This is a genomic window from Brucella sp. NBRC 14130, assembly GCF_040371715.1.
Taxonomy (GTDB): domain Bacteria; phylum Pseudomonadota; class Alphaproteobacteria; order Rhizobiales; family Rhizobiaceae; genus Brucella; species Brucella intermedia.
On sequence record NZ_BAABTE010000001.1, the window covers coordinates 415,579 to 437,454 of the forward strand.

The following is a 21,876-nucleotide window of genomic DNA, read 5'->3' on the forward strand; positions in this document are numbered from 1 at the left end:
CATTGATAGTGAAACGTTGAAATTCATGGAATCTCCATGGCGTATTCCCGCAATACCCGGCAGCGCATCTGGGAGCGACTGAAAGATGTCGCACGTCCTGATGCACGCTTCCACCTCAAGTTTTCGGAATTCATTCCGGACTTTGAGGGTGTCGAGGCAGCTACCGATCGTTTGCTGGCGCTTGAAGGGTTTGCAAAGGCCAATCTGGTTTTTGTCACTCCGGATAATTCCATGATCGAGTTGCGCCGTCGCCTGATCAAGTCGGGTACACCATTCATCATGCCGACTTACGGCATGCAGCGCGGCTTTCTCCTACTGCAACCGGGATCCGTTCCCCCGGGGTTGGAGAAAGCCGCAGCCTGGCTTGACGGGATGGAACATTTCGGTCGAGCGGTCAGCCTCGAAGACCTGACCCATATCGGCCGTTTTGATGTCGTGGCGACTGGCGCATCCGCTGTTTCCATTGATGGAGTCCGCTTTGGCAAAGGCCATGCGTTCTTCGATCTGGAATGGGGCATGTTCACCGACCTGGGGCTTGCAGACGAGCAATCCCTGATTGTCGCAGCAGTCCACGACGTGCAGATCGTGGAAGAGCGCCTCAACGTCTCCGAAAGCGATATTGCTCTCGATTTCATTGCCACACCAAGCCGTCTGATTGAAATAACGCGCAATCGTCGCCGACCGCGCGGCGTCCGCTGGAACGAGGTTTCGGCAGAGGAAATACAATCGATTCCACCATTGCGTGAACTCGCCCGCATACGCGGCATAGCCTGAAAATTCAGCACCAAAAGGAAGTTTCGATGAATATTGCCTTGGATCGTCGCCGTTTTCTCGGACTTATGGGAGCTGCTGCCACCTTTCCTGCGATGAGCCGCTTTGCCGATGCCGATACGCCGTTCAACTTTCAAGCGTCCTGGATCAATGACGCGGAATTCTGCGGCTATTTTGTTGCGGCCGACAAGGGTTTTTATCGAGAAGAAGGCCTTGATCTCAATTACATTTCCGGCGGTCCGGATGTCATCCCCGAAAGCGCGATCATTGCGGGCAAGGCTGACCTGACACTCACCACTCCGGACACGACGATCAAGGCTATCGTCGAACAGGGCGCACCTTTCAAGATCATCGGCGCCCAATATCAGAAGAATCCCATCGGCATTGTTTCGCTCGCCAAGAATCCGATCAGGGAACCAAAGGATCTCATCGGCAAGACCCTTGCGGTACCGCCGGTCAATGTCATCTCGGTCGAGGCAATGCTGAAGATTTCGGGGATCGATCCGTCCCAGGTTAACATCGTCCCTTACGCGTATGACCCAACGCCGCTTATCAAGGGTGAAATCGACGCGTCGCTTGATTTTACGACCAACGTTCCCTTCACCATCAAGCAGGCCGGTGAAGAGGCCATATTCTTCCTGCTTTATGACTTCGGCTTCACCATCTTCAACGATACGGTGGTCGTTACGGAAGAAACGCTCAAGACGAAGCGCAAGGATATTGTTGCTTTCCTTCGCGCAAGCCGCAAGGGCTGGGATGAAAACCTCAAGGACCCGGCAGCCTACCCGCCCAAATTTATCGACAGCTGGTTTAAGGGTACGGGCCGGTCAGTGGAAAATGAAGTCTATTTCAACACTGCCCAGAAGCCGCTGATCGAGTCCCCCCATGGCATATTCTCCATGAGCGAGGAAGCCATCGAAAAAACGATCGCGGCTCTCGGTACGATCGGCATCGCCGCCAAGCGCGATCATTTCGACACCACGCTTCTTGAAGAGATTTGATGCCAGAAATGTCCGGGATCAAACTTGAAAACGTGACACGCTCCTTTTCAGGGCGTGGCACGAATGTAATTGCATTATCCGATGTCTCCCTTGAATGCCCGGCCGGGTCGTTCACAGCACTTATCGGGCCATCGGGCTGCGGCAAGTCGACCATGTTGCGGCTGGCACTCGGTCTTGACCGACCCGACAGCGGCGCGATTTCGGTTATGGATAAAAGCCCCGTCAAGGCGGCAAAAGCCGGGCTGACGGGCGTGGCCTTTCAGGACGCGGCGCTCATGCCCTGGCGCAGCGTCGAAGACAATATCGCTTTGCCGCTTGATGTCCTCGGTCTTTCGCGTTCTGCGAAGTCTCACAGAATTGCCGAGCTTATCGCTCTTGTCGGTCTCAAAGGCTTCGAAAAGGCGCTTCCGGGCGAGCTTTCCGGTGGCATGCGCCAGCGCGTCGCAATTGCCCGCTCACTGGTTACCGATCCGCGCGTTCTGTTTCTCGACGAGCCTTTCGGCGCACTCGACCAGATATTGCGCCGCCAGATGAATATTGAGCTTCAACGCATATGGCTGGAAAGCAAGGCGACCACCCTGCTTGTTACCCACGGCATAGACGAGGCGGTTTTCCTCGCCGACCGGATCGTGGTGATGCACAGTCGCCCCGGACGCATCGCGCAGATCATCGATATTCCATTGGAGCGCCCGCGCAGCCCCGAGATTTTCAGCACATCGCAGTTCCACGCGCTGGAGGATGCCGTCGCGGAGGCCCTGCATGGCTGACGTGAAGCCGTCCACCCATCTCTCGACCTTGCGCAACTGGATTATCCTTCTTGCGATATGGGAGATATGCGGTCGCTTCTCACTGATCGCAGATGGCGCCCTTCCGGCACCGTCGGCTATACTGGCTCGTCTCTGGATAGATCGGGCCGACTATCCCGCCCATATACTGGCAACACTTGAAGGCGCAGGCGCTGGATTTATCATCGGCAATCTCATCGCCGTGGCAGCAGGCATCCTGTTCGCGCTATTTCCTGCTGCTGCAAAGCTCGGACGTGGCGTCAACATCGCGATTTTCGCACTGCCTCCAATCGCCATATCGCCCATTCTGGTGCTGACCTTTTCGGGCATGACGCCGCGTATTACGCTGGCAGCGCTTGGTTGTTATTTCATCACCATGGCCGCCACCGTAACAGGCATCAGCCAGACGGACCGCCGCATGATCGATATCGTTCGTGCATATGGCGGCAACCGCTGGAAAGTGCTGCGCCTGGCGCAATTGCGATCTGCACTTCCGTCGATTCTCGCGGGTCTACGCATTGCTGCTCCGAATGCGGTTCTGGGTTCCATCCTGGCCGAATTCGGCGGAGGAGGTCGCTTCGGTCTTGGTGCCTATCTGATCGGTTCTCTCGGGAGAGCCGAACCGACCCGGTTATGGGGCATCGGCCTGTGCGCTACCCTGCTCGCGGGGCTGGCCTATGCGCTATTCTCTGTTGTTGCGAAGGTACTGACGGGCAGCACCAAGGCAATCACCGTCCCGGCCAGCGCTCCAGATGTTGTCCAACACCGCTCTCGCGGGCTGAACTATGTTCTCACTGTCTGTTCAGTCGCGCTTCCGTTCCTTTTGTGGTGGCTGTTGCTTGTCGTCATGGGAACGCCAGCCATGATAGCGAAAACACCTGCCGGACTGTTCGATTATCTGTTCCTCGCTCCGTCCGCGACCGCCGCCCAGACCAAACTGCTGACAGCGCTTTTGCAGACTTTGCCGCTCACATTTCTCGGCATGGCCGCCGGCATCCTGTTTGCCTTTGCACTCGCCATTGCGTCCGTCGCCAAACCAGCCATCGTGCGCGGCTTCATGCCTGTCGCCCTCGTCACTCAGACGATGCCTCTGGTTGCACTGACGCCTCTGCTCGTTCTGTTGCTGGGGCGCGGGCCGTCCGTCATCCTCTGGATCACCATTTCGGTCACATTCTTTCCCGCCTTCGTCACCATGGCGCAGGGTATGGCATTGGTTCCCCGGGCTGCGCTGGATGTACCCCGCGCATACGGCGCGAATGTCTGGAAACAGATACGCCTGGTGTCGGTGCCAGCGTCCCTGCCCTATCTCTTCGCGGCCATCCGCCTCGCCGTGCCGCGCGCTCTGCTCGGGGTCATGATCGCCGAATGGCTGGCCACCGGAACAGGCCTTGGAAACCTGCTCAACCAATCGCGCGGATATCTCGACTACGGCATGATCTGGGCCGTCGCCGTGGTCTCCGTCATGCTGTCTGTCTTTTTCTACCAGATCGTAGCCCTCTGCGAGCGCCGTGTGCTCGCCCGCCGGGGTATGAGCCCGGCAGACTAAAATGCAAGGAGTCCCCATGGAAATCACCGATCACAAAGCTTCCGTTCGCGAACGTGTGTGGAGCGAGTTGCGCAAGGTCGCTGTTCCGGATAGCCGTTTCCATTTCGACTTTGGCGAATTCATCGCGGATTTTGAAGGCGGCGAGGAGGCGGTCGCCCGCCTGACCAGCCATCGCTATTATCAGAATGCCGATTTCATCTTCATCACGCCCGACAATTGTCTCGACCGCCTTCGCCTTCAGGCCCTCAAGGACGGCAAGACCGTTCTGATAACCACTTACTCCATCAGGCGCGGCTTCTGGGTTCTCGATCCGAAACTGATTTCGCCGGATCACTACCTCTATGCGTCAACGCTTGACGGCATGGAGCGTGTCGGGCAGCCGGTAACGCTGAAAGACATCTCGGCCCTGCCGGTCATCGACTACATGGTCACGGGCACCGGGGCCATCAATCTGGAAGGGGTCCGTTTCGGCAAGGGGCATGGTTTCTTCGATGCCGAATGGGGCATGCTCTACCGTCTGGGTCGCATCACCGCCGCTACGCCGGCAGCCGCTGTCGTGCATGATTGTCAGGTTCTGTCCGAAAAGCTGACGCCCGATATCTACGACACGGTTGCGGACGTGATTTTCACGCCCACCCGCACCATAGAGGTTAAAGACCCGCATAAGCCGACCTGCGGGATCATCTGGGACCGCCTCGATCCTGTCATGTTCGAGACGATCCCTCCGCTTCAGGAACTCAAGGCAATGGGACTATAGACAACGTCCCACTGAAAACTCAAAAAAGCCGGATGCGTTTATCGCTTCCGGCTTTTTCCTTACATGCCGATCACGAGCTTCAGCGCAATTGACCACATCGTAAGTGCAATCACGCCTTCCAGAATACGCCAGGAAGATGGACGGGCGAAAATCGGGCGCAACCAGCGGGCACCGAAACCGAGCGAAAAGAAGAACACGAAAGACGCAGTGATCGCACCTGCGGCAAACGATGTTTCCAAACCGGGAAACTGCGTGGAGATCGTTCCGAGAAGAACGACCGTGTCCAGATAAACATGCGGATTGAGCCATGTCAGCGCCAGACAGGTTGCCAGCGTCCTCGTCAGGCTTACGGACGCCCCGTTCGCCGTCGCCAGTACGGCAGAGGATGTGAAGGCCGAATGGAGGCTTCGGGCACCATACCAGATCAGAAAAGCCGCTCCGCCGTATCGCATGATGGGATCGAGCGCCGGCATGATGGCAGCGATCTTCTGGAAGCTCGTCACGCCAATAAGGATCAATATGGCATCCGATATGGCGCAAACGAGACTGACAGCAAACACATGCTCATCCCGCAATCCCTGCCGCAACACGAAGGCGTTTTGCGCGCCAATAGCAACAATCAGGCTGAGGCCCATGGTGAGGCCGGTGACGTAGACGGAAGGATTCATGAGTGGTCGCCATCTGGGAGTAAGTTGGCCCTTGGATAGCGGACGGAAGCCCATTAGAATAGTTAAATCTGATAAACTCAGTTTAGGAAACCTAATGATCGACTATTCTGCTCTGAGAGCAGTGGCAATGGTAGTGCAGACAGGCAGCTTTGAAAAAGCCGCACGTGCTTTGAGTGTTACGCCGTCTGCGATCTCCCAGCGCGTCAAACATCTGGAAGAGCGGCTGGGCGCGGTCCTGATTGAGCGGGGAACGCCCTGCACGGCAACTGAAAAGGGTGATTGGCTATGCCGTCACATCGAGCAGGTCGGCATGCTCGAACGAGAGCTTCTGGCGGAATTGCCAGGACTGTCCGGCAGCGAGAATAGTGCTCAGCGCGTTACGCTTCATATAGCCACCACCGCCGATAGCCTTGGCACCTGGTTTCTGAATGCGATTTCGCATTTCAGCACCGCATCGGATTATCTCTTCAACATTGCCGTCGATGACCAGGATCACACCGCCGAATGGCTGCAACGGGGACGCGTCGTCGCCGCTGTCACTTCCCTGCCCAAACCCGTGCAAGGCTGCCGTCTCACCCCGCTTGGTACTCTTCGCTATCGCGCCACAGCATCGCCGGATTTCATCACCCGGTATTTTCCCGACGGAGTAACCCGCGATGCGATTGCCAAGGCCCCCGCGCTGACATTTAACCAAAAGGACAGATTGCAGGATCGCTGGGTCCGTTCTGTTCTCGGAACCGATATGACTTGCCCGACGCATTGGCTTCCCTCGACGCAGGCCTTCGTCGATGCAAGCCTGTCAGGCATGGGATGGGGGATGAACCCGGTGCAATTGGTCGGCGAGCATCTGAAAGCCGGGCGGCTGGTTGAGCTAATCCCCGATACGGCTCTGGATATTCCCTTGTTCTGGCAAGTGAACCGCCTGGCGGCCGACCGACTTGCAGGATTGACGCAGACCGTCCTCACGACAGCGCGCCGGGAACTTGCGCCCCTTCCTCAAAAATGACTGCCATCCAACCGGGCGCGCTGTCGCAAGGCGAGAAACCAGACAAGGCTTTTCCTTACCCTTCGGTCAATCACCATCTGTTTTCTTGAACGTGAACAGCGATTGAGCGATGCATGAAGAATGAAGCTCCTGTTCCTCATCGCGGCGCTGATCGCCCTTGTTTTCCTCGGCTGCTATTTGCAGATGTTCTTTGCCGTGCCGTGAAGGCGCGAATATCCGGCGCGCTCTTCCGGCTGGCTTTCCGAAGAGCTGTCTATCGCCCAAGCGAACAACAAGAAAAAGGCAGGATCAATGATCCTGCCCCGTTTGCGCGACACCTGCTGCCTCTTCACAGACCCTGACGTGCTCTGCCAGTGCCTCGAGCTGCAAGAAAGCGCTTATGCTACAGATATCCCGCTTCTGAAACTTTGGAAGCTCCTGAAGCTCCTTCAATCTGGTGAGAAGTGCACCGCGGTTCATGGTTTTCCCTCCATCTTTCTGGCTATCCGCAAGTTCGGTGTTCGTCAGGCTGCCCGCACCTTCGCTTTCGTCTTCAGTGGAAGCTCGATATCGACTTCCAGCGTCGACATCTGGTCGCCCCGATCCATTTTCACGCTGACCTTGTCACGATCGATCTGGATATGCTTGGCGATGACGGCAAGGATTTCCTCCCGCAATACCGCGACAAGATCGGAATGTTCGTGCGATGCCCTTTCATGGGCGAGCAGAACCTGCAACCGTTCGCGCGCTTGTGGCGCGGAAGCAGGTTTGCTGAAGAAACGAAACAGGCTCATGCCGCTCTCCTTCCGAAAAGTTTACCCAGAAGGCCGCGCTTTTCGGATGGAACAGTCATCGGCACTTCTTCACCGGCAAGGCGGCGGGCTGCGTCGAGGTAAGCCAATGCAGGCGCACTGCGCTGATCGGCAAGCGTCACGGGGGAACCAATATTGGAGGCCCGCAGAACGTCCTGGCTTTCGGGAATGATGCCCAGAAGCGGGATGGACAGGATTTCCAGAACGTCTTCAACCTTCAGCATATCGCCGCGTTCAGCGCGAACCGGGTCGTAACGGGTCAGGAGAAGATGTTTTTCCACACGTTCGCCACGCTCGGCCTTGAGCGTCTTGGCGTCCAGCAGGCCGATAATGCGATCGGAATCACGCACCGACGATACTTCGGGATTTGTGACGACCACCGCCATGTCTGCATGGCGCATTGCCAGCGTGGCACCGCGTTCAATTCCGGCAGGGCTGTCGCAAATGATCCAGTCGAACTCCTTCTTGAGGTCTTCCATGACGCGGTCGACGCCCTCGATGGTCAGATTATCCTTGTCGCGTGTCTGCGAAGCCGGCAGCAGATAGAGCGTCTCAAGACGCTTGTCGCGGATCAAGGCCTGCGGAAGCTTTGCATCGCCCTGAATGACATTGACCAGATCGAACACGACGCGGCGTTCCGCTCCCATGACGAGGTCGAGGTTGCGCAGGCCGACATCGAAATCGATAACGACGGTCTTCTCGCCGCGTTGCGCCAGCGCGGCGCCGATTGCGGCGGTAGATGTCGTTTTGCCAACGCCACCTTTACCGGAAGTTACAACAATCACTTTTGCCATATTTGTCTCCTGTATCTCCCGCGCGCCTCCAGAGCATCCGTTACCCGGGATATGAGATGCTCTGCTTTTCTTTTGCGGCACTCAAACGTGCCTGAAATCAGTTCGGGACCTGCGCTCCCAAAAGGCGTTTCGCCTGTTGGAAACGTGCTAGCCCAGCGTTTCGGCCATCATATAGTCGCCGTCGAGCCACAGCTGGACAGCCTGTCCGCGCAATCTGCTTTCCATGTCTTCCGCCGTCTTGTAGAGGCCGTCGATAGCGACAAGCTCGGCTTCCATCTTGCGGCAGAAAATGCGCGCATCGGCGTTTCCGGCTGTTCCCGCCATCGCGCGGCCGCGCAATGCGCCATAGACGTGGATCGATCCGCCAGCCACCACTTCCGCTCCGGATGCAACAGAACCGACAATCGTCACATCGCCATCTGGAAAATAGATCGACTGCCCCGACCGGACCGGCTCGGTGACGACCATGGATGGTACAGCCTTGACCAGTTGCACCGATGCTGGCGCAGCCGGCGCGCGTTCTTTCGGTTTCGATTCCGCGATCTCCGGATCGAAATCGGCTGCAGGCTGTCCGCCCCGCATCGCCGGCGGCATGCCGGGACCGAGGAGCGAAGGCCGTGCATTTTCGAAACCAGTGATCCAGACGCCGCGGCTAACCAGATCCTCAAGCAATTGCACCAGTTGCGGGCGCTCGATCGTTACATTTTCAAGATCGAGAACGATCGGACGATTGAGAAAGAACCCAACCGAACGCGCTGCAAGATCGTCCAGCTTGTCGAGCCAGCCATCGAGCGGCAATTCAGGCGAAAGGACCAGCGCCAGAAAGGACCTTCCTTTCAGGCGGATTGGACGAGACTGTGTTAGCACTTGATTCATCTTGGTTAAAAAACGGTTTATCCGGTCTATATGCGCAATGGTTAACAGATGGTTAATTTCCGGGGCTTGAACGGTTCCTTGAGTTGGAGAATCCGTTCCTTTCCGACGATCAGAGAATAACTATCCGCAGGGAATCCGCATCAGGCACAGAACGCAACATCATGCCCGCTCGAACAGCCAGAGGCGCCTCAAGAACGAAAGCGACTCAGCCTTCTCCTGATTGTAAACGGATAATTGGGGCGATAATTGACGTTTCTTCGACCGTCCACAGAAGACAATGCAGAAAAATATAAACTTAAATTTCAATCAAAAGTGACGCTACGTAATGTATTATAAATTTATAATATATTTTATTTAGCCAAATGAACAGAAAAACTTGCACACCGACTGAATTGTTGAAACTTCATCCGTCAGTTTTCGAAGTGTATTTTAGTTATTTCACACCACACAAAAGTAAAGAGGTGTTCCTCTCTCAGCAGACCAACTTCAGAATTTCGGAAGCAATACGCAACATAAAGCACGTGCCTCCGTTTTTCCGAGCGATGGAATGCGTGCAGAAATGGGCATGAGCCGCCGGAAAAACGCAGACTTTCGGACGCGGTTTGTCTCAGCCTACTTCAGCTGGAAATAACTTCTTCCAGATGCGCTGGAATATAAAGCTATGAGAAGGTTCCCGCTCAAAGGAACCGCCTCGCGTTTGGGCGGGGGGCTTAGGGGCGCGAGGCGGGCGAGCTCTCAGGAGTGCACGCACCATGAAAATGGAACGTTAGCTGCGATTCTGGAACTAACAATACATTCCAGCCTGAAAAATTACGTGACTAAGATACAGAAAAGCCCGCAAGGCTCGGGAGGAGGTGAGCGTTGCGGGCTTGATCAGTAAGCGCGATTGGGAAGAGGAGTATCGCGCTCGGCCCCGGCTTTTGGGAGGAGGAGCAAGCCAGGACGGATATTCAATAATCCCTTCGCCCCGCCCACTCAATCAACAAGCTTGCATTGCTGATATGCACTTTCCACCCCCCAAACAAAAACCGCCCCGCGGCGACTGAACGCGCTGAGGCGGCGTATCTCCCTCGAAAGCCCCCAATCGAAGAAGATGGTGGAACTTAATCACAGCTTTGAAAAAAATAAATAGGCAATTTGCACCATTGTTAGAAAACCCGTGAACAATATCGCCCGGAGGTTGAGGCCACTTGTCTTTCCGAACAATTCCCTGCGATCGGCCATCCAAGCACATCAACAAGATTCGCATAAAACGCACTGCAATGTCGTTGTGACTGCTTTCCCACCGCTCATTTTGAGTCCCGACCGATTTACTAACCGTACATAATTTTCAGTATTTTCTGAAAATCGTGTAGTTATATTAAGGGGTTGCTTTCTCCATAAGCGGAGTTATTGTTCCTCTCACTTGGAGGAGGGAGTACCGCCCCAGCGCGCTAGACCGCTGCGGGGCGGTTTCTTTTTAGCTACCCAAAAATGCATATCTGCATTGCAAGCTTGCCCCTTGTAACCGGCACGCCGTATTCCTATTTTGGGCTTGTTCGGTTTTACTCCTCCTCCCAAAAACCGGACCCAAAGCGCGATACTCCTCCTCCCAATCGCGCTTTATAGATTCGCCCACTGCACACTCCTCCTCCCAGTGCAGTGGGCGTTCTCATTTCTGGAAGTCTTCTCCCTTTTGAAATCGAGTTGAATCCAACGGCCTCCGGCTGTTTCTGTAGTTTTAAGGGTTTGCGGCTAGTTTTTGCGCATGACGCATGGGGGTGGGGTTTCATGTTCTTCGGCAAGAGCTTCAAAATTGCACGAGCGCCATTGCTGAGCGCGCCGATGTTCTGGCTGGCTTTCACGCTCATACTGCTGGTCGTTCTCTTGTCATTCCGGCTCAATGTCCCTATCGGCCCGATGTACTGGGACAGCTACATCTATTTCGATGCGGCCCAGCGCATAAGGACGGGCCAGGTTCCCAATGTGGACTTCTCCACACCGGTCGGACCGCTTGGCTATTATCTTTTTGCATGGGGACAATCCCTGTTTCCGAAAGCGCAACCGCTGTTGCTCGTTCAGTGGTCCATATTGATCGTCGCAGCGCCGCTAATGTTCGGAGTGCTGGCTGAGCTTCACCCTCGGAATCGAACAACCGGATTTCTTATCCTTGTCCCATTTCTGGTATTCGCCATCTTTCCCGCCAATACACAGAGCTTTTATCCATATCCCGGCCTGGATGGTTTCGGTATTTATAACCGCCACACGTCGCTTCTGCTTTACGTGCTCATGTGCGGGCTGATGTTCATGCGGGATAGTGCGAAGCTTGCGCTCTTTTGCGCAGCGACGATGTCCGCCCTGCTCCTGATGAAAATAACCGGTTTTCTAGCAGGCGGGCTGTTCGGACTCACAGCACTTCTGGCTGGCAGAATTTCGATTCGCCATGTCCTTCTCGCAGCGGCCGTTGCTTCTGCGGCGCTGTCTGTTCTTGAGTTGCATAACGGAATCATCGGCGCATATGTTCGCGATATCGCTACATTGGTGGCGCTGAATGAAGGGGCTCTGCTTTCGCGGTTCCTGACCGTCATATCGTTGAAGCTCGACGTCATTCTACCAGCTTCAATCCTTGTTCTGTTGCTTTTCTGGAACGAGCAGCGCCAGTCCGGTGCTCAGGCCTCCAGCGAACAACCCCACTTCTTCGACCGGAGCTCCGTGTGGCTCGCTGTCGGGCTGATCGGCAGCGTCTTCCTTGAAACCCAGAACACCGGGAGCCAGGAGTTTATTTTTCTTTGGCCTGTTCTGATCATGATCTTTCGGCGAGTGCAGCTTCGCAGTCAGAACTTCAAGATCGCTTTCCTGACACTGGCCGCTTTCTGTTCCATTCCGACTTTCGCCAAGGTTGCGCACACGACCTTGCGGGCCGTCGCTGTAGCGCCAACTTATGTCCAGCCCTCTTTGCCGGAGTTGAAGAATCTGGGTCAGGTGCTGACACGGCCCGATTTCCTGCAGCGGGCAGAGCTTTTCCAATCCCATTATCCGCAGAACAACGCGGCGTATGAAGCACTGGCCAAACAGGGACAACTACCCAGTTGGCAGCTTTACTCGGAAATCGATTTCCAGGTTTTCTGGCTCCTGTCTGCAAACCAGATGGTGACGGACCTGAAATCCTTCGAAACCCGCACCAACATTCGCCTGCAAAGCATCATGACGCTTGATTTCGTCAACCCGTTCGCCTGGATTTTGGACCGTGATGCTACGCGACATATCCAGATCGGCGCCGATCCGTTCCGCACGGTCCCGGTTCTGTCCGAAGAAACGAAAGCCGCCGTGGAAGCAACGGACGGCGTATTGCGCCCGAAATGCCCGACAACGACCAATCGCCTTGCCTTGCAGAAGATATACCTCGAGGCGCTACAGGATCGCACAGTTATCGCTTTGAACCCCTGTTGGGATTTGCTGCTTCGCCCCGGTCTTCTTCCGTAATCGGCCCTTACTTGATCTGAGCCTTGATGAAATCCCGCACAATCCGGATGATCCCGCGTGAAAGCACCTCATCCAGCGCCTGGATGAACGCATCCACATGCTCGCGCCCGCAAATCAGTGGCGGCTCAAGACGAATGACATTTCGATTGTATTCGGTAAAGGCAACCAGAACCCCATGATCGCGCAGCAGATGGCTGCCGATGAAGCCGGGGAGCGAGCCTTTGAGCTTCTCATCCAGCATCCCCAGAACCGGCCGCAACACAGCCGGCATGGTCTGGGAAAAATCATGGAACTCCAGTCCCACCATCATCCCCTGCCCGCGCACATCTTTCAGAAGAGCTGGATAACGGCTCTGCAACTCACGCAGCCTTTCCAGAAGATAATCCCCGACATCGGCAGCGTTATCGATCAGATGTTCATCGTAGAGAACATTCAAGGCTTCGATTGACGTGATGCAGGCTTCGCCAATCCCGCCGAAGGTCGCCATTGCATGGATCATCGCAGTCTTCGGCGTGCCATAGGCTTTCATATAGATGCCACGGCGGGCGATCATCGCGGCCATAGCCGTCTTTCCCCCGCCCAGCGATTTCGCCAGCGCAGTGACGTCCGGTATGACGCCATAATGCTCGAAAGCATAGAATTTCCCGGTCCTGCCCAATCCGCACTGCACTTCATCGGCAACCCAGATCACACCATGCTGGTCACAAAGGCGACGCAGCTTCTGCCAGAACTCTGCGTCCGCCTGAATGATACCGCCGCCGCCCTGCACCGTCTCCAGCACGATCACCCCGATTTCCGGGTCCGAACGAAACGCGTTTTCAACGGCAGCAATGTCACCGAAGGGAACCCGTACAGTGTTGTCGACAAGCTTGAATTCGCCGCGATAAAGCCCGCCATCCGTGACGGACAGAACGCCCTTGGTCTTCCCGTGAAATGAGTTTTCCGCATAGACGATTTTCGGCTTTTCCGGACCGGCGGCGCGCTCGGCAACCTTGATCGCCGCTTCCATCGCCTCGGAACCGGAGGACCCCAGAAACACCATGTCCAGATCGCCTGGCGAGCAGGCCGCAATGTCATAAGCAAGAGCAGTCGCATATTGCGACATGAAGGCGATCGCGATCTCGTGGCGCATCTCTTCCTCAAATTGGCGACGTGCTTCGAGAATACGCGGATGGTTGTGACCAAAAGCAAGCGACCCGAAGCCGCCGAAGAAATCGAGAATCGGGCGCCCGTCCTGATCGTAATAATACATGCCTTCTGCTCGTTCGATCTTCACCTTGTGAAAGCCGAGCAGCTTCATGAAATGAAGCTGGCCCGGATTAAGGTGGGTCGTGAACAGCTCGGTCATGCGTGGCAGATCGAGCGCTTTCGCCTCGCTTACGGTCAGCAGATTCGGCTTTGGCGTTGCGTTGGTCCTGGTCATTTTTGCCCCTATGCCGTTTCAGAAGCCTGTACACCCGAGGATGCCGCGCCGATTTTCCTGCGATATTCGCTATAGGCTGCGATCAACATGTTCTCGTCCCGATATTGCGGCACCCAGCCAAGCTCGCGCTCGCCCTTTGAAACATCCAGAACACACATTTCATCGGCGATGAGATATTGCTCCGGGTCCATGATCGGCATGTTCATCCAGTCGAGCAGATCCAGTGTCCGCTTTACTGCCCAGGCGGGCGTCGGCAACAGAATGGATTTCGATCCTGCATGACGGATGAGATCACCGAGTAGTTTGCGGACGGGAGGCGGGTTGAGTGATCCGAGATTGTAGGCCTCGTTGGGGATACCCGCTTTGAAAGCGGCGCGTGCCGCCTCCGCACAATCGAACACCGAAACGAACTGGTACGGGTTTCTGCCCGAGCCGATCATCGGCACCGGCAGATTTTTATCTATCAGCTTGAACAGCTTTTCCAGAATGCCGAGACGGCCGGGACCGATGATAAGGCGAGGACGGAACAGGGATATATGCATTCCACGTTCGCGCCATTCAGCGGCGAGTTCTTCGGTTCTCAACTTGGAAAGCCCATACTCGCCGAGCGGCTTGCATGGATGGTCTTCCTTCTGCGGCCAGACATAAGTGTGGCCATACACCATGTCGGTGGTGAAGTGGATCAGCTTGCTCGCACCGGCAACATCCATTGCCTTGATGATGTTCTCCGTCCCGTAATAATTGACGGGAAAGAAGAAATCATGCCGCTTCGCGCGGACCTGTATCGGCGAGAGCATCTTGGCAGAGAGATTGTAGACCACGTCGTCAGCGCGGATACCCAGTCTGCGGATTGCTGCCGGGTCGGTTACATCGGTCGCGAAAAAAACGGCGTCAGCATAATGCGGCAGATCGCTTTTCACGATATCTGCGACAATGACCTCTTGACCGTCGGCGAGCAGTTTGGGCGCGAGATACCGACCGACAAATCCATCTCCACCGAAAATTACGTGTCTCATCATACCGCCCCGTTCAACCTTGCGTCTGCCGGCTCACACCCGTATCCGCCTGCGGTTCGGGCGATTTGCCGCTTTGCGCGATCAACACCGTCCCGATGCAGATGAATGCAATGCCCGCGATCTTGTATGCGCCCAGTTCCTCCTTGAACAAAAGCCAGGCGAACAACGCGACCGCCACATATGCAAGACTGAGGAATGGATAGGCGAAGGAAAGGTCCACCTTCGACAGCACGTAAAGATGCGATGCCATCGAGATCACAAAGGTCAGCAGACCCGCAAAAACCCAGGGGTTGAACACGATCTGGAATATGCGTTGGATCATTGTTTCAGCGGAAAAACTGATCGGGCCGAGCGACAGCATGCCATATTTCAGCATCAACTGCGCGGCAGCGTTGGTCATGACTGTGAACAGGATGAAGGGAATATATTTCATCACGTTTCCTAAACTGCCGCACCGGACGTCAATGCCGTGCGGCGCCAGAAATTGGAATTGAATGCCTTGTCGCGAAAAACCTCGAAGTCGCGCCAGCCTGGAAAGCTTGCAGCGAAAACCTCCGCGCTCATCCGCTGGTCCTTGTACGGATTGACCCGGCCCCCGACGCCCACGACCATCTGGTCCAGACTATCCAACAATTCCAGCGTCTTGCCGCCCCGATTGGGAAAATCCATTGTCAGCGTATATCCAGGCATCGGAAAGGACATGAGACCGGGAGACTTCACCGACCCGAAACGCTTGAGTACCGTCAGGAACGAGACCTGCCCGGCCGCGCGGCTTGCTTCCAGCATTGCGGGAATGACCTTTCGCGCCGCATCGAACGGAACGACGCTTTGATGCTGATAAAGCCCCCTTGGGCCATAAAGCCGGTTCCAGTTTCTGATGCTGTCGAGCGGATAGAAAAAATTTCGATATGGCACCCTGTGTGCCGTTCTGAGCCGTCCCTTGCGCCGAAAATAGGCCGCGTTGAACAATGACAGGCTTGTCCTGTTCAGTACGGAGAACGGCAGTTCAAAAGGCACGCCAAACCGCCCCATTCTCGATGGCTGCGGGCCGCTGGCCTTCCTCACATGATTGCCGACCATCAGCAGGCCCCGCCCATCGGAAAGCTGATCGACCCAGGCAACGGCATATTCATTCTCCCGGTCCGCAACCTCTGCCATATCGAAATATGCATCGAGGCTACCGAATGGCAGGATCTTTTCCTCAATATCGAGGCCGCCCACCCGCATGAGCCGGATCGTTGCACGCAGAATCAATCCGGTCAGCCCCATTCCACCGATCGTGGCCCGGAACAGGTCGATGTTTTCGGCGTCGGAACATTTGTAACGAACACCGTCCGAGCGAAGCAGATCCAGCCCGTCGACGTGACACCCGAACGTTCCCCGCAGATGGTGGTTCTTGCCATGCACGTCATTGGCGATGGCCCCGCCCAATGTGACGAACTGGGTGCCGGGCGTGACGGGCAGGAAATAACCATGCGGCGCGACATGCGCGATGATATCGCTCAGAAGCGTACCGCTTTCAGCCGACAGCAATCCCGTATCGGGATCGAATTGGAGTATCCTCCTTCGGGCCTGCATGGGCGCGAGGAAGCCTGCATCGTTGTGACAGCTGTCACCATAGGAACGACCATTTCCAAACGGCAGCAGGCTCGCACCTTCGTGCAAGGCACCGGCGAAATCGGCCTCCAGCAGATCCAGCGGTAGAAAGCGCCGCTGCCGCCGGTCAACACGCCCGAAACTGTCGAAAGACTGTTCCATCAGCGCAGTCCAGCCACAAGTAGCAGTGCAGCGCCAAACGCGATCACGACCTGACTGCGCCAGTCCTTGGCCATGAAGAGAACCGGATCGTCATCCATGTCCCCCCGGTGCGCCAATATCCATATGCGGACGTTCATGTAGAGGACCATCGGGCCGAGCGGCCATATCAGCCAGGGATAGGTGTAGAGGGTCTTGACCGCATCGCTGTTGATATAAAGGGCCAGAACCAGTGCCGCGGTAAATGCGGCGGCAACCCCGCACTGACCGACGATATCGCGGTCTTCAGGGCGGTAGCCTCGCCCGGCAATCTTGTCCTTTTCCGTCGCCATCGCGCCTTGCAATTCCACATAGCGCTTCGCCAATGCCAGCGAAAGGAAGAAAAACATGGCAAAGGCCATCAGCCAAAAAGACGGCGGAACATGGGAGGCAGCCGACCCACCCAAAAGACGCAAGCTGTAAAGCCCCGCGAGACAAATCACGTCGCCCAGCAACATGCGCTTCAGGGCAAATGTATAGGCGGTAGTGAAAACCAGATAAGTGACGATCGCAAGTGTGAAAGCGGGCGGCAGGAAGAAACAGACGGCGGCCGTCAACAGCAGCAGCAGAGCCGCGACACCGAGGCCGAAAGGAATGGATATCTGGCCGCTCGCGAAGGGCCGCTGATTTTTTCGCACGTGTCTCCGGTCGACCGGAAGGTCGATAATATCGTTGACGATATAGATTGCAGACGCCGTCGCAGAGAAAGCGACGAATGCCAGACAAACCGCAATGAACACGTCGGGCTTCACTATATCATGAGCCAGAGCAGCAGGAACAAAGACCAGCAGGTTCTTCAGCCATTGATGGACACGCAGCATCCGGGCGTAGGTTCGGATGGTCGGCTTTTCAGCAAGGAAAACCTGGCAGTCCGTTCGTTTCTGGAACTGCGCCGCCGCACGATCAGGCGCGACCAGGATCACCTGTCGGGCCGCATCGAAAACCGGTAGATCGTCGCGATCACTTCCGGCATAATCGAACCTGTGTCGCCCATAGCGCTCCACCAGCAGATCGGCCTTGCTTGCTGCTGAGAGATTCTTCGCTGCAGTTGTCGAATAGACAGCGCTGAAAATACCCAGCTCCGTCGCCACAGCCCGGGCTATCGGTTCAATGGCTGTGGTGATCAGGACCAATATTCGGCCCGATGCATGTTCTCGACGCAGAAAATCCAGAAATTCGGTTCGATAAGGAAGCCGCGAGACATCGAGGGCTACGCGGTCCGCCACCTGTTGCTTGAGATATGCCTTTCCCGAGAACAGCCAGACCGGCAACATGAAGACGAACAGAATGTTCTTCTTCAGAAGAAGAAAAATCCCCTCCCACAGCAGATCGGTCGAAACCAGAGTTCCGTCCAGATCGACTGCAAGCGGCACATCCTTGTTGTTCTGCCCCCGCGTGTCCATTTTTAGCCCTTTACCGCCCGAGCCTCTCTTGTAACGGGACCGCGACAGAAGCCAAATAAAAAATGAACTTTTTCGATGTAGATTGCGCTAAACTCGCCTTTTGAGCGTGGAGCGCCGCGCACCCGCAAGGGCGCACCGCGCTCCCGCTGCAAAACTCGCCCAAGGCCTCGTCAGAAACTCCAGTCCTCATCCTCGGTCGCCACCGCCTTGCCAATGACATAGGACGAGCCGGAACCGGAGAAAAAGTCGTGGTTCTCGTCCGCATTGGGCGAAAGCGCGGACAGGATCGCCGGATTGACCTTGCACGCATCAGCCGGGAACAGTGCCTCATAGCCGAGGTTCATCAGGGCCTTGTTGGCGTTGTAATGCAGGAATTTCTTGACATCTTCCGTCAGTCCCACGCCGTCATAGAGCGCTTCCGTGTAGCGAACTTCGTTGTCGTAGAGCTCCAGAAGAAGTTCGAAGGCAAAATCCTTGATTTCCTGCTTCTGTTCTCCGTTCAAACGTTCCAGCCCGCGTTGGAACTTATAACCGATATAATAGCCATGCACTGCCTCATCGCGGATGATAAGCCGGATGAGATCGGCCGTGTTGGTGAGCTTTGCGCGGCTCGACCAGTACATCGGCAGATAGAAGCCCGAATAGAACAAAAAACTTTCCAGAAAGACGCTGGCAATCTTCTTTTTCAGTGGATCGCCAGCATGATATTGATCGAGAATGAGAACGGACTTGCGCTGTAGAAACTCGTTTTCCTCAGACCAGCGATAGGCATCATCGACATCCGGTGTCAGGCATAGTGTGGAGAAAATCGACGAATAGGACCGCGCATGAACCGCTTCCATGAAGGAGATGTTGGATAGCACCGCTTCTTCATGCGGTGTCACAGCGTCATCCATCAGCTTCACTGCACCAACTGCATTCTGGATCGTGTCGAGAAGCGTCAGCCCGGTGAAGACGCGGATCGTCAGCTGCTTTTCCTCCCGTTTCAGCGTTTCCCATGACTGAATGTCATTGGAAAGCGGCACTTTTTCCGGCAGCCAGAAATTTCCGGTCAGACGGTTCCAGACCTCAAGGTCTTTTTCATCCTCAATCCGGTTCCAGTTGATCGCGCGCACTGCGGCGGGCTTCGGGGTCTTGGTTTTCACTTGGATATTCATTCGTCGTCACCAGGGTCAAAGGGCGCAGGAAACACAGCCCTGCACTTCCGTGCCGGAAAGCGCCATCTGGCGCAGGCGGATGTAGTAGATGGTCTTGATGCCCTTCTTCCATGCGTAGATCTGCGCACGGTTGATGTCGCGGGTGGTTGCGGTATCACGGAAGAACAATGTCAAAGACAGGCCCTGATCGACGTGCTGCGTCGCCGCCGCATAGGTATCGATGATCTTTTCCGGCCCGATCTCATAGGCATCCTGATAATAATCGAGATTGTCATTGGTCATGAAGGCTGCCGGATAATAGACGCGACCGATCTTGCCTTCTTTTCGGATTTCAATCTTCGACACGATCGGATGGATCGATGAGGTCGAATGGTTGATATAGGAGATCGAGCCTGTCGGCGGCACGGCCTGAAGATTCTGGTTATAAAGTCCGCCCTCCATCACCGCTTTCTTCAGGTCACGCCAGTCATCCTGTGTAGGAATGGCAATGCCCGCCTTGTCGAAGATTTCGCGCACCCTTTCGGTCGCCGGTTCCCAAAGCTGCTCGGTATATTTGTCGAAATATTCGCCCGATGCATATTTGGACTTCTCGAACCCTTTGAACGACTTGCCCGCCTCAACCGCAATCAGGTTCGATGCGCGGATCGCGTGATATGTCACGGTATAGAAATAGATATTGGTGAAATCGACGCCCTCCTCCGAGCCATAGTAAATCCGCTCGCGGGCGAGATAACCGTGCAGGTTCATCTGACCGAGGCCGATGGCATGGCTTTCATCATTGCCGCGGGCGACCGACGGCACGGAGCCGATATGGCTCATATCGGAAACGGCAGTCAGGGACCGGATGGAGGTCTCGATGGTCTTGCCGAAATCGGACGAGTCCATTGCTGCTGCAATGTTGAGCGAACCGAGATTGCACGAAATATCCTTGCCGAGATAATCATAGGACAGGTCTTCGCGGAAAACGCTCGCCTCGCTCACCTGAAGGATTTCCGAGCATAGATTGCTCATGGTGATGCGCCCGTCGATCGGGTTGGCGCGGTTCACCGTGTCCTCGAACATGATATAGGGATAACCGGATTCAAACTGGATTTCCGCCAGCACCTGAAAGAACTCGCGGGCATTGATCTTCTTCTTGGCAATGCGTGCATCATCGACCATTTCACGGTATTTTTCGCTGACCGAAATCTCGGTCAGCGGCATGCCGTAAACCCGCTCCACATCATAGGGCGAGAAGAGGTACATATCCTCGTTATTCTTCGCCAGTTCGAAGGTGATGTCCGGAATGACGACGCCGAGCGACAGTGTTTTGATGCGGATTTTCTCGTCGGCATTTTCGCGCTTCGTATCGAGAAACCGCATGATGTCCGGGTGATGCGCATGCAGATAAACCGCGCCCGCGCCCTGCCGTGCGCCAAGCTGGTTGGCGTAGGAAAAGGAATCTTCAAGAAGCTTCATCACCGGAATGATGCCGGATGACTGGTTCTGGATCTGCTTGATGGGTGCCCCCGCCTCGCGAATATTGGTAAGGCTCAGGGCCACTCCCCCGCCCCGCTTCGACAATTGCAAAGCCGAATTGATGGAGCGCCCGATGGACTCCATATTGTCCTCGACCCGCAGCAGAAAACAGGAAACGAGCTCACCGCGCTGCTTCTTGCCTGCATTGAGGAAAGTCGGCGTCGCAGGCTGGTAGCGTCCCGAGATAATCTCCTCCATCAGATCGCGTGCGAGTTGCTCATTGCCACGCGCCAGCGCCAGCGCCACCATGCAGACGCGGTCTTCATAGCGCTCCAGATATCGCTTCCCGTCGAATGTTTTCAGCGTGTAGCTGGTGTAATATTTGAACGCGCCGAGAAATGTCGGGAAGCGAAATTTCTTCGCATAGGCTTCGTCGAAAAGATCGCGCACGAAGTTGAAGGAATACTGATCCAGCACTTCCTGCTCATAATAGCCTTCGCTCACCAGATAATCTAGCTTTTCCCGAAGGTTATGGAAAAAGACCGTGTTCTGGTTCACGTGCTGGAGGAAATATTGGCGCGCCGCCTGCCGGTCGCGGTCAAGCTGGATTTTTCCCTCGTCGTCATAAAGATTCAGCATTGCGTTGAGCGCATGATAATCCAGCCCGTCGGTGGATTTTGACGGTTTGCTGCTGGAGCCCGCCGTTTGCAGTCCATCCTGCACCAAGGGCCGAGCTTCTCGCTCCCGTATCAGGGTTGTGTCTGCCGTGTCCAAAATCGTTCCATCCCGTTTTTGACATTGCCAATGTCCTCGTCGGTTCCCAGAAGCTCGAAGCGGTAGAGGTAGGGAACCCGACATTTGGCGGAGATAATGTTGCCGGCGATACAGAAAGCCTCGCCGAAATTGCTGTTTCCCGCGGCGATCACGCCGCGGATGAAAGAGCGATTGCTCTCGTCGTTGAGAAAGCGGATCACAGGCTTGGGGACAGCGCCCTTGGAACCGCCGCCGCCATATGTGGGCGTGACGAGCACAAAGGGCTCGCGCACCTGCAATCCGCCTGAACCGTCCATCGGGATACGGTTTGACCGCATTCCAAGCCGTTCAACGAACCGGTGCGTATTTTCCGACCGGCTGGAGAAATAGACGATCAGGCTCATGTGACCACAGG

General features: G+C 55.7%; 19 protein-coding genes. 7 read left to right on the forward strand and 12 right to left on the reverse strand.

From position 1 onward, the window contains the following. Positions 1 to 36: 36 nt before the first annotated feature. Genes ABWW28_RS02080 through ABWW28_RS02100 form a run of 5 tightly spaced genes read left to right on the forward strand, consistent with a single transcriptional unit; the run spans position 37 to position 4,860 of the window. On the forward strand, positions 37 to 774 hold the full coding sequence (locus ABWW28_RS02080; RefSeq protein WP_025092082.1) for a 5-formyltetrahydrofolate cyclo-ligase: 738 nt from the start codon (positions 37 to 39) through the stop codon (positions 772 to 774). Positions 775 to 800: 26 nt separating this feature from the next. Continuing rightward, a complete protein-coding gene (locus ABWW28_RS02085; RefSeq protein WP_006468456.1) occupies positions 801 to 1,772 on the forward strand; it encodes an ABC transporter substrate-binding protein in 972 nt (323 codons plus the stop codon). Further along, positions 1,772 to 2,539, forward strand: a complete 768-nt coding sequence (locus ABWW28_RS02090) for an ABC transporter ATP-binding protein (RefSeq protein ID WP_025092083.1) — start codon at positions 1,772 to 1,774, stop codon at positions 2,537 to 2,539. The genes ABWW28_RS02085 and ABWW28_RS02090 overlap by 1 nt, the downstream gene beginning before the upstream one ends. Then, positions 2,532 to 4,103 (forward strand): ABC transporter permease, encoded by a 1,572-nt coding sequence (locus tag ABWW28_RS02095; RefSeq protein WP_006472484.1) that lies wholly within the window; start codon positions 2,532 to 2,534, stop codon positions 4,101 to 4,103. Before ABWW28_RS02090 ends, ABWW28_RS02095 begins: the two co-directional genes overlap by 8 nt. Before the next feature lie 16 nt (positions 4,104 to 4,119). Further along, positions 4,120 to 4,860 carry a 5-formyltetrahydrofolate cyclo-ligase gene (locus ABWW28_RS02100; RefSeq protein WP_006472483.1) on the forward strand — a complete coding sequence of 247 codons (741 nt, stop codon included), beginning with the start codon at positions 4,120 to 4,122 and terminating at the stop codon, positions 4,858 to 4,860. A gap of 59 nt (positions 4,861 to 4,919) precedes the next feature. On the opposite strand, the gene ABWW28_RS02105 is transcribed toward ABWW28_RS02100, so the two are convergent. Beyond that, positions 4,920 to 5,528, reverse strand: coding sequence for a LysE/ArgO family amino acid transporter (locus tag ABWW28_RS02105; RefSeq protein WP_006472482.1), 609 nt, complete (start codon positions 5,526 to 5,528; stop codon positions 4,920 to 4,922). A 94-nt stretch (positions 5,529 to 5,622) separates the two neighbouring features. Here ABWW28_RS02105 and ABWW28_RS02110 point away from each other — a divergent pair, with 94 nt between their 5' ends. Then, positions 5,623 to 6,534, forward strand: coding sequence for a LysR family transcriptional regulator ArgP (locus ABWW28_RS02110; protein ID WP_353390173.1), 912 nt, complete (start codon positions 5,623 to 5,625; stop codon positions 6,532 to 6,534). Between the two features lie 503 nt (positions 6,535 to 7,037). Here the strand turns inward: ABWW28_RS02110 and minE are convergent. From minE to minC, 3 genes are all read right to left on the reverse strand, one after another. Continuing rightward, positions 7,038 to 7,307, reverse strand: coding sequence for a cell division topological specificity factor MinE (gene minE, locus ABWW28_RS02115; RefSeq protein ID WP_006468449.1), 270 nt, complete (start codon positions 7,305 to 7,307; stop codon positions 7,038 to 7,040). Next, positions 7,304 to 8,119: a septum site-determining protein MinD gene (gene minD, locus ABWW28_RS02120; protein ID WP_006472480.1), complete on the reverse strand. Its 816-nt coding sequence runs from the start codon at positions 8,117 to 8,119 to the stop codon at positions 7,304 to 7,306. The genes minE and minD overlap by 4 nt, the downstream gene beginning before the upstream one ends. A 147-nt stretch (positions 8,120 to 8,266) precedes the next feature. Beyond that, entirely contained in the window at positions 8,267 to 8,995 is a 729-nt protein-coding gene (gene minC, locus ABWW28_RS02125; RefSeq protein WP_006468447.1) for a septum site-determining protein MinC, read from the reverse strand. A 1,770-nt stretch (positions 8,996 to 10,765) separates the two neighbouring features. On the opposite strand from minC, the gene ABWW28_RS02130 reads away from it, so the two are divergent. Beyond that, a complete protein-coding gene (locus ABWW28_RS02130; protein ID WP_353390177.1) occupies positions 10,766 to 12,457 on the forward strand; it encodes a hypothetical protein in 1,692 nt (563 codons plus the stop codon). 7 nt (positions 12,458 to 12,464) lie between these two features. Here the strand turns inward: ABWW28_RS02130 and ABWW28_RS02135 are convergent, their stop codons facing one another. The 8 genes from ABWW28_RS02135 to nrdI all read right to left on the reverse strand — a co-directional run bounded on the left by ABWW28_RS02135 (position 12,465) and on the right by nrdI (position 21,865). Next, on the reverse strand, positions 12,465 to 13,880 hold the full coding sequence (locus ABWW28_RS02135) for an aspartate aminotransferase family protein (protein WP_006468444.1): 1,416 nt from the start codon (positions 13,878 to 13,880) through the stop codon (positions 12,465 to 12,467). Between the two features lie 8 nt (positions 13,881 to 13,888). After that, the gene (locus ABWW28_RS02140) at positions 13,889 to 14,896 is read right to left on the reverse strand and encodes an NAD-dependent epimerase/dehydratase family protein (RefSeq protein WP_176588034.1); all 1,008 of its coding nucleotides are present in this window, start codon (positions 14,894 to 14,896) and stop codon (positions 13,889 to 13,891) included. 13 nt (positions 14,897 to 14,909) lie between these two features. Then, complete coding sequence (locus ABWW28_RS02145) at positions 14,910 to 15,329, reverse strand: EamA family transporter (RefSeq protein WP_006472475.1); 420 nt, start codon at positions 15,327 to 15,329, stop codon at positions 14,910 to 14,912. An 8-nt stretch (positions 15,330 to 15,337) separates the two neighbouring features. After that, on the reverse strand, positions 15,338 to 16,654 hold the full coding sequence (locus ABWW28_RS02150) for an FAD-binding oxidoreductase (protein WP_006472474.1): 1,317 nt from the start codon (positions 16,652 to 16,654) through the stop codon (positions 15,338 to 15,340). Then, positions 16,654 to 18,093: a UbiA family prenyltransferase gene (locus ABWW28_RS02155; protein WP_112669370.1), complete on the reverse strand. Its 1,440-nt coding sequence runs from the start codon at positions 18,091 to 18,093 to the stop codon at positions 16,654 to 16,656. Before ABWW28_RS02155 ends, ABWW28_RS02150 begins: the two co-directional genes overlap by 1 nt. Before the next feature lie 170 nt (positions 18,094 to 18,263). Next, positions 18,264 to 19,250 carry a class 1b ribonucleoside-diphosphate reductase subunit beta gene (nrdF, locus tag ABWW28_RS02160; RefSeq protein ID WP_006468439.1) on the reverse strand — a complete coding sequence of 329 codons (987 nt, stop codon included), beginning with the start codon at positions 19,248 to 19,250 and terminating at the stop codon, positions 18,264 to 18,266. Between the two features lie 15 nt (positions 19,251 to 19,265). Continuing rightward, positions 19,266 to 21,482: a class 1b ribonucleoside-diphosphate reductase subunit alpha gene (gene nrdE / locus ABWW28_RS02165; RefSeq protein ID WP_036565605.1), complete on the reverse strand. Its 2,217-nt coding sequence runs from the start codon at positions 21,480 to 21,482 to the stop codon at positions 19,266 to 19,268. After that, entirely contained in the window at positions 21,458 to 21,865 is a 408-nt protein-coding gene (gene nrdI, locus ABWW28_RS02170; protein ID WP_063620518.1) for a class Ib ribonucleoside-diphosphate reductase assembly flavoprotein NrdI, read from the reverse strand. The genes nrdE and nrdI overlap by 25 nt, the downstream gene beginning before the upstream one ends. Positions 21,866 to 21,876: the final 11 nt, after the last annotated feature.